Annotated in this window: 18 protein-coding genes; 15 read left to right on the top strand and 3 right to left on the bottom strand. The window is 46.3% G+C overall.

Features of this window, described 5'->3' with window-relative positions:
- The first annotated feature begins 262 nt into the window (after positions 1 to 262).
- The 8 genes from metK (at position 263) to ruvX (ending at position 6,979) form a co-directional block, all read left to right on the top strand.
- Positions 263 to 1,417, top strand: coding sequence for a methionine adenosyltransferase (gene metK / locus ATG66_RS07810; protein WP_098414773.1), 1,155 nt, complete (start codon positions 263 to 265; stop codon positions 1,415 to 1,417).
- Positions 1,418 to 1,820: 403 nt separating this feature from the next.
- Complete coding sequence (locus ATG66_RS07805) at positions 1,821 to 2,618, top strand: DUF2189 domain-containing protein (RefSeq protein WP_098414772.1); 798 nt, start codon at positions 1,821 to 1,823, stop codon at positions 2,616 to 2,618.
- A 74-nt stretch (positions 2,619 to 2,692) separates the two neighbouring features.
- Positions 2,693 to 3,190 carry a SprT family zinc-dependent metalloprotease gene (locus ATG66_RS07800; RefSeq protein WP_098414771.1) on the top strand — a complete coding sequence of 166 codons (498 nt, stop codon included), beginning with the start codon at positions 2,693 to 2,695 and terminating at the stop codon, positions 3,188 to 3,190.
- 129 nt (positions 3,191 to 3,319) lie between these two features.
- Positions 3,320 to 4,015, top strand: a complete 696-nt coding sequence (locus ATG66_RS07795) for an endonuclease (RefSeq protein WP_098414770.1) — start codon at positions 3,320 to 3,322, stop codon at positions 4,013 to 4,015.
- 115 nt (positions 4,016 to 4,130) lie between these two features.
- Entirely contained in the window at positions 4,131 to 4,862 is a 732-nt protein-coding gene (rsmE, locus tag ATG66_RS07790; RefSeq protein WP_098414769.1) for a 16S rRNA (uracil(1498)-N(3))-methyltransferase, read from the top strand.
- Between the two features lie 12 nt (positions 4,863 to 4,874).
- Positions 4,875 to 5,825 carry a glutathione synthase gene (gene gshB, locus ATG66_RS07785; protein ID WP_098414768.1) on the top strand — a complete coding sequence of 317 codons (951 nt, stop codon included), beginning with the start codon at positions 4,875 to 4,877 and terminating at the stop codon, positions 5,823 to 5,825.
- 127 nt (positions 5,826 to 5,952) lie between these two features.
- On the top strand, positions 5,953 to 6,516 hold the full coding sequence (locus ATG66_RS07780) for a YqgE/AlgH family protein (protein WP_098415869.1): 564 nt from the start codon (positions 5,953 to 5,955) through the stop codon (positions 6,514 to 6,516).
- A gap of 37 nt (positions 6,517 to 6,553) precedes the next feature.
- Positions 6,554 to 6,979, top strand: coding sequence for a Holliday junction resolvase RuvX (ruvX, locus tag ATG66_RS07775; protein ID WP_098414767.1), 426 nt, complete (start codon positions 6,554 to 6,556; stop codon positions 6,977 to 6,979).
- A gap of 112 nt (positions 6,980 to 7,091) precedes the next feature.
- Here ruvX and ATG66_RS07770 read toward each other — a convergent pair whose 3' ends face one another.
- Entirely contained in the window at positions 7,092 to 8,198 is a 1,107-nt protein-coding gene (locus ATG66_RS07770; protein WP_098414766.1) for a PilT/PilU family type 4a pilus ATPase, read from the bottom strand.
- A gap of 21 nt (positions 8,199 to 8,219) precedes the next feature.
- Entirely contained in the window at positions 8,220 to 9,260 is a 1,041-nt protein-coding gene (locus tag ATG66_RS07765) for a type IV pilus twitching motility protein PilT (protein ID WP_098414765.1), read from the bottom strand.
- 28 nt (positions 9,261 to 9,288) lie between these two features.
- Between ATG66_RS07765 and ATG66_RS07760 the strand changes: the two genes are divergently transcribed.
- The 7 genes from ATG66_RS07760 (at position 9,289) to hemW (ending at position 14,321) form a co-directional block, all read left to right on the top strand.
- Entirely contained in the window at positions 9,289 to 9,996 is a 708-nt protein-coding gene (locus ATG66_RS07760) for a YggS family pyridoxal phosphate-dependent enzyme (protein WP_098414764.1), read from the top strand.
- A gap of 132 nt (positions 9,997 to 10,128) precedes the next feature.
- Positions 10,129 to 10,947: a pyrroline-5-carboxylate reductase gene (gene proC / locus ATG66_RS07755; protein ID WP_098414763.1), complete on the top strand. Its 819-nt coding sequence runs from the start codon at positions 10,129 to 10,131 to the stop codon at positions 10,945 to 10,947.
- Positions 10,948 to 10,999: 52 nt separating this feature from the next.
- Positions 11,000 to 11,557 (top strand): YggT family protein, encoded by a 558-nt coding sequence (locus ATG66_RS07750; protein ID WP_098414762.1) that lies wholly within the window; start codon positions 11,000 to 11,002, stop codon positions 11,555 to 11,557.
- The gene (gene yggU, locus ATG66_RS07745; protein ID WP_098414761.1) at positions 11,557 to 11,847 is read left to right on the top strand and encodes a DUF167 family protein YggU; all 291 of its coding nucleotides are present in this window, start codon (positions 11,557 to 11,559) and stop codon (positions 11,845 to 11,847) included. The genes ATG66_RS07750 and yggU overlap by 1 nt, the downstream gene beginning before the upstream one ends.
- Positions 11,848 to 11,980: 133 nt before the next feature.
- The gene (locus ATG66_RS07740; protein WP_098414760.1) at positions 11,981 to 12,412 is read left to right on the top strand and encodes a DUF4426 domain-containing protein; all 432 of its coding nucleotides are present in this window, start codon (positions 11,981 to 11,983) and stop codon (positions 12,410 to 12,412) included.
- Positions 12,413 to 12,524: 112 nt separating this feature from the next.
- Positions 12,525 to 13,127 (top strand): XTP/dITP diphosphatase, encoded by a 603-nt coding sequence (locus tag ATG66_RS07735; RefSeq protein WP_098414759.1) that lies wholly within the window; start codon positions 12,525 to 12,527, stop codon positions 13,125 to 13,127.
- An 18-nt stretch (positions 13,128 to 13,145) separates the two neighbouring features.
- On the top strand, positions 13,146 to 14,321 hold the full coding sequence (gene hemW / locus ATG66_RS07730) for a radical SAM family heme chaperone HemW (protein WP_098414758.1): 1,176 nt from the start codon (positions 13,146 to 13,148) through the stop codon (positions 14,319 to 14,321).
- Positions 14,322 to 14,396: 75 nt separating this feature from the next.
- Here hemW and glsB read toward each other — a convergent pair whose 3' ends face one another.
- Complete coding sequence (gene glsB / locus ATG66_RS07725; RefSeq protein ID WP_098414757.1) at positions 14,397 to 15,317, bottom strand: glutaminase B; 921 nt, start codon at positions 15,315 to 15,317, stop codon at positions 14,397 to 14,399.
- Positions 15,318 to 15,543: the final 226 nt, after the last annotated feature.

Below are 15,543 nucleotides of genomic sequence, written 5' to 3'. Positions count from 1 at the left end.
AGCCAGGTAGGGTGTGCAAACGTTTTCCACCCTAAAACCTCACAAATATTGCACCTTTCACTGCAAACCCATCGAAGTTCTTAAAATTATCAATAAATGACGCAAACGTTTGGTTATAACAAAAACCAAAAAAGAACTTGTAATTCGAGCAATCAAATTTAGAATAGACGTCTAGATGTAGATACACCTACAAAAAACAGTATTAATTTGCGCTGGAGAGTTTATCATTCCCCAGTTTTAAACCAGATATAGTGGAGCTAACATGGCTAAGCACCTGTTTACTTCTGAGTCAGTATCAGAAGGTCATCCAGATAAAATTGCAGACCAGATTTCTGATGCGGTTCTTGACGCAATTCTAAAGCAAGACCCGAAAGCTCGTGTTGCATGTGAGACTTACGTTAAAACCGGCATGGTCATGGTGGGCGGTGAAATCACGACTTCTGCATGGGTAGACATCGAAGAACTAACTCGTGAAACGGTCAGTGAAATTGGCTACGTACACTCAGACATGGGGTTTGATGCAAACTCTTGTGCGGTATTAAACACCATCGGTAAACAGTCGCCAGATATCAACCAAGGTGTTGATAAAGCAGACCCTAAAGAACAAGGTGCAGGCGACCAAGGCATCATGTTTGGTTACGCTTGTAACGAAACCGAAGTGCTCATGCCAGCGCCAATTACTTACTCTCACCGCCTTGTTCAAAAACAAGCTGAAGTTCGTAAAAATGGCACCCTTCCTTGGCTACGTCCAGATGCAAAATCTCAGGTTACGTTCCAATATGACCAAGGCAATATCGTTGGTATCGACGCGGTCGTTCTTTCGACTCAACACTGTGATTCAATCTCAACTTCAGACCTGCGTGAAGCAGTAATGGAAGAGATCATTAAGCCAGTGCTACCTTCAGAATGGATTAATAAAGAAACTAACTTCTTTATCAACCCTACAGGTCGATTCGTCATTGGTGGCCCAATGGGTGACTGTGGTCTAACTGGTCGTAAGATCATCGTAGATACCTACGGCGGCGCAGCTCGTCACGGTGGTGGTGCCTTCTCTGGTAAAGATCCATCAAAAGTTGACCGCTCTGCTGCATATGCAGCACGTTATGTAGCGAAAAACATCGTCGCCGCTGGCATGGCTGACCGTTGTGAAATTCAGCTGTCTTACGCCATCGGTGTTGCTGATCCAACCTCTATCATGGTGGAAACGTTCGGTACTGAGAAAGTATCACACGACATCATCATTGAAGCGGTTCGTCAGTTCTTCGACCTGCGTCCATACGGTTTGCAAGAAATGCTTAACCTTCTGCAACCAATCTACAAGAAGACAGCAGCGTACGGTCACTTCGGCCGTGAAGAGTTCCCGTGGGAAGCAACCGATAAAGCCGCTCTTCTACGCGATTTCGCTGGTATCAAGTAATCGAGCCAAGCTAAAATCAATCAAGCCCTCGCCTCTGGCGGGGGCTTTTTATTTTCAGCAACTTTTATCCAGCCATTTCGACTCATACCGCCCTGCCTCATGAAGTAGTCGTATTTCTCACTCACTTTTATACCGAATAAATTTTCAGCAATTATTTGTAAATTATCCCATCTCCACCAATAGTTAAAATATTGTTAATTCCAATTTAAATAGAGACGTCGGGTGCTGGCGACTGTGGCAGCAACACTTAAGAAAGACACGAGTCAGGCATCTTTATGGCCGATACCAAACTAAGCCAATGCTCAGATGTAAGCTTGAAAAAGTCGCTTCAAGTTTGACTGAACAAAAAAACCGCTGTCAGTTGGTATAAGCGGATAATGTGAGAATAAATCAAGGAGGAGTTATGCCTCGAACTGCTAATCAACCTGACTTCCGTAGCAAGCGAAAGGAAGTGCCAGACAACGAATACGCTAAGACAATCCCGTGTAATACGGTTAGCCTTTCCGCACCTTTCCATTGGCTTGCGTTAGGTTTGCATGATTTTGTCCGACTGCCTCTCATCAGTGCATTTTATGGCATCTGCTTTATGGCCGCCGCTATCGGTATTGTTTTGCTGGTGCAATGGCAAGGCACCCACCTTGTCGTCATGCCGAGTTTAATCGTCTACATGTTAATTGGCCCGTTTTTAGCGCTCGGTTTATATGATGCCAGTTGGGAAAGAGAGCGTGGGCATAAAGCCAGCTTGTTTCATTCGATGAAAGCCATAGGGCGTAACTCTTCCTCTCAGTGGGCATTCGCTGTGCTGCTGGCAGTATGTATGATTTTCTGGATGCGTATCGCCGCGCTCCTACATGCGCTTTACCCGTCCGTTCAAGGCGCGCCACTCACTGAGTTTCTGCCATTTTTAGTCATAGGTTCATTGGTCGGTTTCATATTAGCTTGCGTCGTTTTCAGCATCTCAGCGTTTTCGATTCCGCTCATGATGGAACGTCGCGTGGATGTGATGACAGCCGTATTCACCAGCTTTAACGCGGTAAAATCCAATATCCCTGCGATGATAGTGTGGGCGGCGGTCATTTGTGGCGGTATTTTAATCGGCTTTGCCACGTACGGAATTGGCATGCTGTTTACGATGCCTATTTTAGGCTACGGTACTTGGCACGCTTACCGTGCGATCATTAAGAAAAAACACACGCCTTAAAAAACAGATGCTATGATTCGGCCCTCGCTCTCGCGGGGGCTTTTTTATATCACTATAGATAAAGTGGAGGACGTGTGGTTTTTGAACTAAGCTACAAAGCAAAACAAGTGATGGCACACTGCATTGCTAAGGCAGAACAGGCTTTCCAGCGTTCATTTCCGCTTCCAACACTCACATTCAATGTTCGTGGTAAAGCCGCCGGAAAAGCGTACCTGCAACGGAACGAAATTCGCCTAAATCCCGTTTTATTTCGAGAAAATACGCAAGCGTTCTTGGATGAAGTTATCCCGCATGAAGTTGCCCACCTAATTACTTATCAGGTTTATGGCCGAGTTAGACCACATGGCAAAGAATGGCAAGGTGTGATGGAAGCCGTATTTAACGTTCCTGCCAAGACCACTCACCGCTTTGAAGTTACCTCGGTTCAAGGTAAAACCTTCGAATACCGCTGCGACTGCGCGGCTTACCCATTATCCATTCGCCGCCACAACAAAGTGCAGCGTAAGCAAGCAACCTACTCCTGCCAAAAATGCCGCCAATCTCTTAACTTTACTGGCGTACAACTCTCGTAACTATCCCTCCAAACTGCTATCTCGATGCCATTTCTGATGGCGCATCATCGTATTGTTAACATACTCATTATTAAAGCCAGTATCTGAGTGATAGAATAAATAAAGCCATACTTTTTAAAGACTTTAATCATGAAATATCTATTCTCTTTGTTACTCTTTGCGCTTTCTTGCTCGGCCATGGCTGCGCCCCCGAGTTCCTTCTACGCCGCCAAACGTGAGGCGGTAAAAATTTATCAAGATCATCCAACCAGCTTCTACTGCGGTTGCAACATCCAATGGCAAGGAAGAAAAGGTGCCCCTGACCTCGACTCTTGCGGTTACCAAGTCCGTAAACAAGAAAAACGCGCAGCGCGAATCGAGTGGGAGCACGTGGTGCCTGCGTGGCAATTCGGCCACCAGCGTCAATGCTGGCAGGAGGGCGGGCGCAGAAACTGCAAGAAAAAAGACAAAACCTTCCGCTTAATGGAGGCAGATCTACATAACCTGACGCCTACTATTGGTGAAGTAAACGGTGACCGCTCAAACTACAACTTCAGTCAATGGAATGGGGTGAATGGCGTGAGTTATGGCCGCTGTGAGATGCAAGTGAACTTCAAACAACGCAAAGTAATGCCACCAGATCGCGCTCGTGGCTCGATCGCTCGTACCTATCTTTATATGAGCAAAGAATACGGTTTTACGTTGTCTAAACAACAAACTCAGCTAATGAATGCTTGGAACAAAACATACCCTGCCGGTAAATGGGAATGTGAGCGTGATAAGCGCATCGCGAAAGTACAAGGCAATCACAACCCATTTGTTCAAGAAGCCTGTCGCGCACTGTAGTCCCCACTAGCTTGAAGCGTTTCAATAACTGATATTGAAACGCTTCTTGCCCCTTGTTTTTTCGATAGAAAGCATCCATGTTAGAATTTAAGTTTATTCTCTTGCTGGAAATCCCATGCGTATCCCTCGAATTTATCATCCAGAAACGATTCACCAACTTGGCTCACTGGCTTTAAGCGAAGACGCAGCATCCCATATCGGCCGCGTTTTACGGATGAAAGAAGGCCAAGAAATTCTACTCTTTGACGGTAGCGGCGCAGAGTTTTCAGCGATGATCAGTGAAATCAGTAAAAAGAATGTGTTAGTTAACGTGACTGAACGTATAGAGCACTGTATTGAATCCCCATTGGATCTGCACCTTGGCCAAGTGATTTCGCGTGGCGATAAGATGGAATTCACCATCCAAAAGTCGGTTGAACTCGGGGTAAATACCATCACCCCTCTGATTTCAGAACGCTGCGGTGTAAAACTCGATCAAAAACGTTTTGAAAAAAAACTGGCCCAATGGCAGAAAATCGCCATCAGTGCCTGCGAGCAATGTGGTCGTAACATCGTTCCTGACATTCGTCCTATTATGAACTTGGAACAATGGTGCCAAGAAGAGCACGATGGGCTAAAGCTCAATTTGCATCCTCGTGCAAAATACTCGATCAACACCTTGCCAACGCCCGTCGAAAAAGTGCGCCTGTTGATCGGCCCAGAAGGCGGCTTATCGTCAGAAGAGATCGACATGACTCGCGAACACCAATTTGAAGAGACGCTACTCGGCCCTCGCGTTCTGCGTACCGAAACCGCGGCTCTGACAGCAATTACAGCCTTACAAGTTCGTTTCGGCGATCTGGGTTAAACGGAGAAAATAATGATCAAACTCGGTATTGTAATGGACCCAATCTCGTCCATTAACATCAAGAAAGATTCTAGCTTTGCCATGATGCTTGAAGCGCAACGACGCGGCTACGAAATCCACTACATGGAAATGAACGATCTACACCTCGATCAAGGTGTCGCGATAGCGGATACCAAAGTGGTTGAACTAAAAGAAGATCCACAGGGCTGGTACCAATTCAAGTCAGAGCAAACAATCCAATTGTCCGAGCTCGATGTTGTTCTCATGCGTAAAGACCCTCCGTTCGATACCGAGTACATCTACGCAACGTACATTCTTGAACGTGCAGAAACGCAAGGCACGTTGATCGTCAATAAACCGCAAAGTCTGCGTGACTGTAACGAAAAGCTGTTCACCGCTTGGTTCCCTGAGCTTACGCCAACGACGATCGTGACACGTAAAGCGGAAAAGATGAAAGAGTTCCGTGAAAAGCACGGTGATGTGATCCTAAAACCACTTGATGGTATGGGCGGCGCTTCTATCTTCCGCGTCAAAGAGAATGATCCAAACGTATCGGTGATCATCGAGACACTAACAAACCACGGCCAAAACTACGCCATGGCGCAAACGTTCGTACCGGACATCAGCAACGGTGACAAACGTATCCTTGTGGTCGATGGTGAGCCAATGCCTTACTGTTTAGCGCGTATTCCTGCGAAAGGTGAAACACGTGGTAATCTTGCGGCAGGTGGCACAGGTGAAGCTCGACCTTTGAGCGAAACTGATATCAAAATTGCCCAAACCGTAGCACCCATACTAAAAGAAAAAGGCCTCATCTTTGTTGGTCTTGACGTCATTGGTGACAAACTCACTGAAATCAACGTGACCAGCCCAACCTGTATTCGTGAGATTGAATCGGCCTTTGATATCTCAATCACCGGGAAGCTCATGGACGCGATTGAGCGCCGAGTGAAAGGTGAATAATTCAAACTGCATTACAGTTAATAAAGAGCGTAGAACTTAAAAATAAGCAACCTAATGCATTTAAACGATAAGGTGAATTGTCCCTTTTGCTTAAGTGCATGTACGAGTGTTAAGGGGCAGTATGAGTATGAACCTCACAAATCATTTTTTAGTTGCCATGCCTGGAATGAAAGATCCGTACTTCCACAACAGCGTGATCTACGTTTGTGAACACAACGAAGAAGGCGCTATGGGACTGATGATCAATGCGCCCGTCGATATCACGGTTGGTAAAATGCTCCAGCAGGTGGAAATGCAGCTCGTTCATCCGCGTCTATTTGAAACAAGCCTTGATAGGCCTGTCTATAATGGTGGCCCTATCTCGGAAGACCGCGGCTTCATTCTCCACAAGCCAAAAGATGACTACGACTCCAGTATCCAAATGACGGATGAGCTCGCTGTGACCACTTCACGCGATATTCTCTCTGTTTTAGGAACCGAAGCGGAACCGAGTGACTACTTAGTCGCGCTTGGTTATTCTGGCTGGAGCGCTGGTCAATTAGAGAGTGAGTTAGTCGAAAACTCTTGGCTCACCATTGAAGCGACACCAGAAATTATCTTCGATACTCCTATCAATGAGCGTTGGAAAAAAGCGGTCGAAAAGCTGGGTATCGACTCTAGTCACCTTTCGGCTGATTCTGGGCACGCTTAACCAACATTCGTACAGTTACCTAAAATAGAGACACCTTATGTCACGCACAATTATGGCTTTTGATTTCGGAACCAAAAGCATTGGCAGCGCAATTGGCCAAGAAATTACTGGCACCGCGTCTCCACTGAAAGCCTTTAAGGCTAACGATGGTATTCCTAACTGGGACGACATCGAGAAACAAATTAAAGAGTGGCAGCCCGACTTACTGGTGGTCGGCTTACCAACGGATCTGAATGGTAAAGATCTTGAAACGATTACGCCTCGTGCAAGAAAGTTCGCGAAGCGCTTACAAGGCCGCTATGGTTTAGCGGTAGAACTTCATGATGAGCGTTTATCAACAACCGAAGCTCGTGCAGACTTGTTTGGGATGGGTGGGTACAAAGCGTTATCGAAAGGTAATATTGACTGTCAATCTGCCGTGGTTATTCTTGAAAGTTGGTTTGAAAACCTTTGGCGTGAATAAATCACACCAAACCGAATAAAAATAAAAAGGTTGGCATTGACCAACCTTTTCACTACCCAGCAAAAATACCAATCCTACGCTTTAATCCCGTTATAAGCGGCAAATAGTATCTCTACTCCATATCAATCTTAACGTTAGCCAGACTGCCCGTTGAAAACGACTCACCGCGCTGGGTTTTTAGCATCAAACGCAGATCATTGGCAGAATCCGCACTGTGCAACGCATCATCTTCACTGATCTTACCTTGCATTACTAACTTGTAGAGCGACTGATCAAACGTCAACATACCAAATTCGTTTGAACGCACCATGGTTGATTTCAGCTCATGCAACTCTCCTCGGCGGATCAAATCAGAAACTCGCGGACTGTTTAACAGGATCTCAAAGACTCCATGACGACCTTTTCCATTCTTATCTCGGATCAATTGCTGGCCAACCACACCTTTTAAGTTCATGGAAAGATCAAACAATAATTGCTCTTTTTGATCTTTCGGTACCAAATGAAGGATACGCTCTAACGCTTGGTTCGCGTTGTTCGCGTGCAGCGTTGCCATACATAAGTGGCCAGTTTCGGCAAACGTCATGGCGTATTCCATCGTCTCACGACTGCGGATCTCACCAATTAAAATCATGTCTGGTGCCTGACGCAGCGAGTTTTTAAGCGCGACTTCATAGCTTTGCGTATCTAGCCCGACTTCTCGCTGAGTCACGATACAGCGCTTATGCTCATGCACGAATTCGATTGGGTCTTCGACCGTCAAAATGTGCCCCGTCTTGTTGCTATTCCGATAACCCGTCATCGCCGCCATCGTGGTCGATTTACCAGAACCAGTCGCCCCCACCACCAGCACTAATCCTCGCTTTGCGATTGCGAGATCTTGCAGAACCAGTGGTAACTTTAATTGTTCAAAAGTCGGAATATTCGTTTCAATACGACGAATGACCGCGCCCGGCAATTCGCGCTGGAAAAAAGCACTCACTCGGAAACGGCCACAATCTCTCACGATGGCAAAGTTAGACTCGTGACTTTTACGAAACTCTTGACGTCGCTCGGGCTCCATTGCGCTATCGAGTAATTTCGCCACATCATTTTCGGTGAGCTTGTCACCTTGCGGACACAACTCACCATCCACGCGGAATAAGATTGGTGCCCCAACCGTGATATAAAGATCCGACGCTTTCAACGCCAACATGCCTTCCAGAAATTTATTTAGATCCATCTTTGATGCTCACCATACATATTACGAGAATTGCTGCACGTCTAACCCGATTTTGTTGTCGACTTCTTCGCGCTCCACCATACCTTGCGCCATCAACTGACGCGCGTTTTGTTCCATGGTTTGCATGCCGTGCGCCGCACCAGTTTGGATGATGGAATACATCTGCGCGACCTTATCTTCACGAATCAAGTTACGAATTGCCGGTGTTGCCATCATGATTTCATGACAGGCGATACGGCCACCGCCATTACGTTTGAGTAGCTTCTGGGCGATAACCGAACGCAAAGATTCAGAAAGCATCGAACGCACCATATCTTTGTCGCTTCCAGGGAAGACGTCGATGATACGGTCGATGGTTTTCGCCGCTGAACTGGTATGCAACGTACCAAATACCAGATGCCCTGTTTCTGCTGCAGTTAACGCCAAACTGATGGTTTCTTTATCACGTAGCTCACCGACCAAAATTACGTCTGGGTCTTCACGTAGTGCACTTCGCAGCGCGTTTTGGAAGCTATACGTGTCACGGTGTACTTCACGTTGGTTGATCAAACACTTGTTATTGCCATGCACAAATTCGATTGGATCTTCAATTGTGAGAATATGTTTATTGTGATTGCGGTTAATGTAGTCAACAATAGCAGCCAAAGTGGTCGATTTACCTGAACCTGTTGGGCCTGTAACAAGGACTAAGCCTTTTTCTGCGCTGGCAATTTTGCGAAAAATTTCTGGCGCTTCAAGCTCATCAAGTGTGGGAATGCGGCTTGGGATGGTACGAAATACCGCAGCGCAACCACGAGATTGGTTAAACGCGTTGACACGAAAACGGCCAACATTAGGCAACTCAAAAGAGAAGTCGACTTCGAGTTTTTCTTCGAACTCACTGCGCTGGGCATCGTTCATGATTTCAAAAACCAGACGATGCACTTCTTGGTGTGTAAACGCGGGAATGCCCAGTTTTCTCACATCACCATCAACACGAACCATTGGTGGTACACCTGCAGAAAGATGTAGATCCGAGGCATTATGTTTTACACTAAAATCCAGTAACTCAGTGATATCCATTTAAAATCCTTAAGTCTAAAGTACAGCGATGAGTAGTATTCAACAAAATATTGAACAGATCACCTCTCAAATCCGTCACGACGAACAAAAATGTGGTCGTTCTCCAGAATCAGTGCAACTTCTAGCGGTCAGCAAAACTAAACCGGTCGAGGCAATTCTCGAAGCCTACCAAGCTGGTCAAACCGCTTTTGGGGAAAACTACGTCCAAGAAGGCGTCAGTAAAGTTCAGCACTTTGCCGAGCATTATCCAGATAATCACATCGAATGGCACTTCATTGGCCCAATTCAATCCAATAAATCACGACTTGTTGCTGAACATTTCGATTGGGTTCACACCATTGATCGACCTAAAATCGCTCAACGTTTGAATGACCAACGCCCGAGCAAGCTAAACCCACTGCAAGTACTGATTCAAGTCAATACCAGCGGTGAAGCATCGAAGTCAGGTATCACCGAAGCAGAAGTATTCGAGTTGGCGGAGTTGATTTCTCGCCTGCCCAACCTCACGTTAAGAGGGTTGATGTCGATCCCTGCCAACCTGTCGGACTACGACTCACAACGTCAGGAGTTTCGTAAGTTGGCAACCTTGAAACACACACTCGAAGCACAATTCCCAGAAATCGATACATTATCAATGGGAATGAGTGGTGACATGACGGCTGCCATCGATGCAGGCAGTACGATGGTTCGCATCGGCACTGCTATTTTTGGCGCACGTGACTACAGCAAAAAATGACTCGTCATAAATACCCAAGAGCAAATCACTCGATCATCTTACCGCCTAAATAGGAGCAGTAAGGATAAAGCGGCGCCATTATACACCTGAGCGCACAATGAATTGTAATATATCATGATGGAAATCAGACAAATGGAACATAAAAAAATCGCCTTCATCGGTGCTGGTAACATGGTGAGAGCCATTGTTTCTGGCTTGGTTGCTAACGGATACCCAGCGAAAAACATTACCGCTACCGCGCCTTCAGAGGCTCGTCGTTTGCCGCTTGAACAAGATTTTGGCATCCGTACCACCAGCGATAATATCCACGCTGCGACCGAGGCGGATGTAGTGGTATTGTCGGTGAAACCACAAATGATGGCAGAGGTGTGTAAACCGTTACAATCCATCGATTTTACTAACAAACTGGTGATTTCTATCGCCGCGGGCATCAACAGTTCACGTCTCGATGACATGTTAGCAACTACGTTAAACTTGGTTCGCGTGATGCCAAACACACCATCACAACTTGGGCTAGGCATGAGTGGCTTATTTGCGCCACAGCATGTGACCGAGCAAGATAAAGCGTTTGCAGCAGAACTCATGCAAGCGGTTGGTAAAGTTTGCTGGGTCGAACACGAGTCTGGTATCAATAATGTGATTGCAGCAGCAGGTAGTGCTCCGGCATACTTCTTCTTGTTTATGGAAGCGATGCAAACTGAAGCGATTGCACAAGGATTTGACAAGGACACCGCTCGTCTATTGGTGCAGCAAGCGGCGTTAGGCGCAGCAAGTATGGTCGTAAACAACCCAGAGACCGAGCTTTCTACACTGCGTGAGAATGTGACGTCGAAAGGTGGAACAACGGCAGAAGCACTGCGTACGTTCAACCAACATCAACTTTCCGATACTGTCGCGAAAGCCATGCAAGCCGCAGTAACTCGAGCGGAAGAAATGGAAAAACAATTTTAATTACTTGGATGAACCCCATTTAAACATCATCCACTACTTGTAAGGGTACCTTATGAATTCAATGAGTTTTCTCATCTCAACCCTATTTGACCTGTATATCATGGTCGTCATTTTGCGTATTTGGTTGCAAGCTGCACGTGCAGATTTTTACAACCCGTTTTCGCAATTCATTGTCAAAGCGACACAACCTGTAGTTGGCCCGCTGCGTCGTTTCATCCCTTCCGTGGGGAACATCGATCTAGCGACGGTCTTATTTGCTTACTTGCTCTGCGTACTGAAGTTTGTCGCGCTTATCCTTATCGCCTCAAGTGGTTCTGTTTCTTTCAGTGCTGAGTTCTTACTCTTAGGGTTATTGTCACTCGTCAAAGCAGCTGGTGGCCTCTTATTCTGGGTACTACTGATTCGCGCTATTTTAAGCTGGGTTAGCCAAGGCCGTAGCCCGATTGAGTATGTCTTCCATCAATTAACAGAGCCAATGTGTGCACCGATTCGCCGTGTCATTCCTGCGCTTGGTGGTCTTGACCTTAGTGTTCTGGTTCTATTTATTGGCCTGCAGTTCGCTAACTTCTTGATGGGTGACCTTATTGGTCCGATTTGGTATCAACTGTAATGTCAACCGCAGCGTGGCAAGATGGCGAGGACATTGTCCTAAAGCTCTATATTCAACCAAAAGCAAGCCGTGATCAAATCGTCGGCTTGCACGGTGAAGAGCTCAAAATCGCCATTACCGCGCCCCCGACCGATGGCAAAGCCAACGCGCACTTAACCAAGTTCTTAGCAAAACAATTCAAGATGGCTAAAAGCTCGGTTCACATCGAAAAGGGGGAACTGGGACGGCACAAGCAAATTCGGATAGAATCCCCCTCCCAGATACCGACTGACATTAAAGCCATCTTATGATGGCTTTTTATTTACAATTTTGTACCACACTTAATACTAACAATCGTAACCGTTGAACTTTCCCACCGAAAAAACGGTCAATGATTTAGACCAATCACAGTTGAGATAAAACTATCGCTTTGAGGAAGTAACAATGAACAAATGGATTACCGCATTACTGATCAGTTTGCTGTCACTACCAAGCTTCGCCGACCAGTTTAAAAATATGAAAGACATCGAAGTTCACTACGTCGCGTTCAATTCAACATTTTTAACGCCTAAAGTGGCGCGCAGCTATGACATTAAACGTAACCACTACGTCGCGGTGGTAAACATTAGCGTATTAGACAGAGCCTCACTGGGCAAACCAGCATTAGAGGCGAAGATCGGCGGTCAAGCGAAAAACTTAATAGGCCAAACACAAAAGCTTACCTTCCGTGAAGTGAAAGAAGGCGACGCGATTTACTACCTCGCAGAGCTGCCCATTACTCATGAAGAAACGTTCACCTTCGATATTGATGTAAAATCGGGAGACAAAGGCTCTGGTAAACTTACATTCACTCAGAAATTTTATGTTGAAGAGTGATTGGGTTGTGATGTTCTAAATGCTTTCGGATACCAGCAGACCAAAAACCAATAAGTAAAAATCCAGAGGAGAACGGTCTGTTCCCCTCTATCACAATGGAAAGAGATCCCCCATGAAAAAAATTGTGCTAGCAACAGGCAACCAAGGCAAAGTACGTGAAATGGCAGGCTTACTGTCTGACTTCGGTTTTGAAGTATTAGCGCAAAGTGCATTCAACGTATCTGAAGCAGCAGAAACCGGTACTACGTTTATTGAAAACGCCATCATCAAAGCACGTCACGCCGCGCAAGAAACCGGTTTGCCAGCCATCGCGGATGATTCTGGTCTGGAAGTCGACTTCCTAAAAGGCGCGCCGGGTATTTATTCGGCCCGTTACGCGGGTGAGGATGCATCAGATCACGAGAATCTAGAAAAGCTATTAAAGGTGATGGAAGGGGTACCAGAGCTTGAGCGAACGGCGCGTTTTCATTGCGTGCTGGTATTGATGCGTCATGCCGATGACCCAACGCCTATCGTCTGCCATGGTAAATGGGAAGGTCGGATTTTGCCTGAAGCACAGGGTGATAATGGCTTTGGTTACGACCCAATTTTCTTTGTACCAGAAGAAAACTGTGCATCAGCAGAACTGGAACCCGCGCGCAAAAAGCAGCTATCACACCGTGGTAAAGCACTTAAGTCGCTCTTCGCACAACTATCTGAGCAAGCCGCTCAGTAATATAAAACGAGTCTAAACATGTTAACGCCCCCAGCACTGAGCTTGTATGTACATATCCCGTGGTGTGTACAAAAGTGCCCCTACTGTGACTTTAATTCACACGCGCTAAAAACAGACATTCCGGAAGCAGAATACATTAGTGCTCTGCTTGAAGATTTAGACAGTGATATTGCAAAGTACTGTTTAAGTGATACTCCGCGTCCGCTGCACTCGATTTTTATTGGTGGTGGTACGCCGAGTTTAATTTCAGCCCAAGGTATCGAGCGTCTGCTAAAAGGCATCGAAGCACGTATTCCGTTTAAGCCTGAAATCGAAATTACCATGGAAGCCAATCCAGGCACGATCGAAGCAGAGCGTTTTGTCGGTTATCGTAAAGCGGGCGTCACGAGAATTTCTATCGGCGTGCAAAGTTTTGAGCAGCAGAAACTGGAGCGCCTAGGGCGAATCCATGGCCAAGACGAAGCCGTTAATGCCGCTAAGTTGGCTCATCAAATTGGTTTGAACAGTTTCAACCTAGATTTAATGCATGGCCTACCCGATCAAAGTACTGAACAAGCTCTGGTTGATTTGGACAAAGCGATTGAGTTAGCACCGCCGCACCTTTCGTGGTACCAACTGACGATAGAGCCAAATACCATGTTCTACTACAAACCACCGACGCTACCAGACGACGATGATTTGTGGGATATATTTGAGCTTGGGCACCAAAAACTGACGGCGGCTGGTTATGTGCAATATGAGATTTCTGGCTACAGCAAACCGGGGTATCAATGTCAGCATAACCTTAATTACTGGCGTTTTGGGGATTACCTGGGGATCGGTTGTGGCTCGCACGGCAAGCTTAGTTTTGTTGACGGACGCATCATCCGCACAACGAAAGTGAAGCATCCTAGGGGGTATTTAGCGGCGTATCAAAACATGGTAAAGCCGTATTTACATACGGAGCACGTGGTGGCAGATGAAGACCGTCCGTTCGAGTTCTTTATGAACCGCTTCCGCTTAATGGAAGCATGCCCAAAACAAGATTACGTCAATACCACGGGCTTGCCTTTGAGCACCATTCAAGGAAACATTGATTGGGCGTTAGAAATGGACTATTTAAGTGAAACCGACACGCATTGGCAAATTACTGAGAAAGGTAAACTCTTCCTCAATGATTTACTCGAAGCCTTTATGGTCGAAGAAGACGAATAACACCACCAACAAATGCATAAAAGAATGCCTCTCAAGCAAGAGAGGCATTCTTTCGGCGACAATCAAACTCGCCCTCTAAAAAATCGAGCGTCCGATACGTTCCGAAAGCAGCTCTAACGCTTTCGTTCCAGCCAGCGAATTACCCGAAGCGTCTAACTCTGGCGACCATACAGCAATCGTCATCTCACCTGGAACCACGGTGATAATACCGCCCCCCACACCAGACTTACCAGGCATACCAACGCGATAAGCAAACTCTCCGGCCCCATCATACAGACCACAGGTTGCCAATAGTGCATTAAGTTGCTTTGCCTGAGTCGCAGAAACCACAGGTTTGCTGGTTTGTACCGAGGTGCCTTTGTTCGCCAAGTAACTGAACGTTTTGGCCAAGTCGACACAACTCATTTTCAGCGCACAAGCGTGGAAGTAGTTTTGCAGTACAGGAATGACGTCATTCTCAAAGTTACCAAATGATCGCATTAGGTAAGCAATCGCAGCATTACGGTCACCATGCATCATTTCTGACGCAGCAACCACCTTGTCATACACTATGTGTGTGTCACCGGAGAGTTGGCGTACAAACTCCAGCAAACGCTGACGAGGCGCAGAAAGACGACTTTGTAATAGATCCGCCACCACTATCGCCCCCGCATTAATGAACGGGTTGCGAGGAATCCCCTGCTCCATTTCCAACTGAATTAACGAGTTAAACGCCTGCCCTGATGGCTCTTTACCCACACGCGCCCAAATTTCTTCCTGCTTATACAAGCACATCGCAAGCGTTAGACTTAATGCTTTTGAAATAGACTGAATAGAGAAAGATTCATCGGCATCCCCCGCCTTAATCACCTCGCCTTCATTGGTGTATACCGCAATACCTAACTTGTTATTGGGTACTTTTGCCAGAGCCGGAATGTAATCGGCCACTTTGCCTTGGCCGATTAAAGGGCGTACTTCCGCCAAAATATCGACCAAAATTTCCGCTGTAGGTTTCATTCTCTGCCTTCTTTTTACAAGCGAGCGCTTTAAACTCAGAGGTAAAAAAAGCCAACATCTCGTTGGCTTTCCATAGGATTGATTAGATTGCAGTCAATGATGGTGTCACTAGCATAATAATATTGCGCTTGATAGATTGAACAACCCAGTGAAGATAAACGATGTCTGAAACGTAGGAAAACAACGCCCTTGCGCTTCAAACCTTACGGCAACGTCTTCTATCTCA

The sequence above is a fragment of the Vibrio sp. ES.051 genome, from assembly GCF_002563795.1.
Lineage (GTDB): Bacteria > Pseudomonadota > Gammaproteobacteria > Enterobacterales > Vibrionaceae > Vibrio.
Note: the sequence above shows the minus strand (reverse complement) of the source record. Positions and strands in the feature narration are given on the sequence as shown.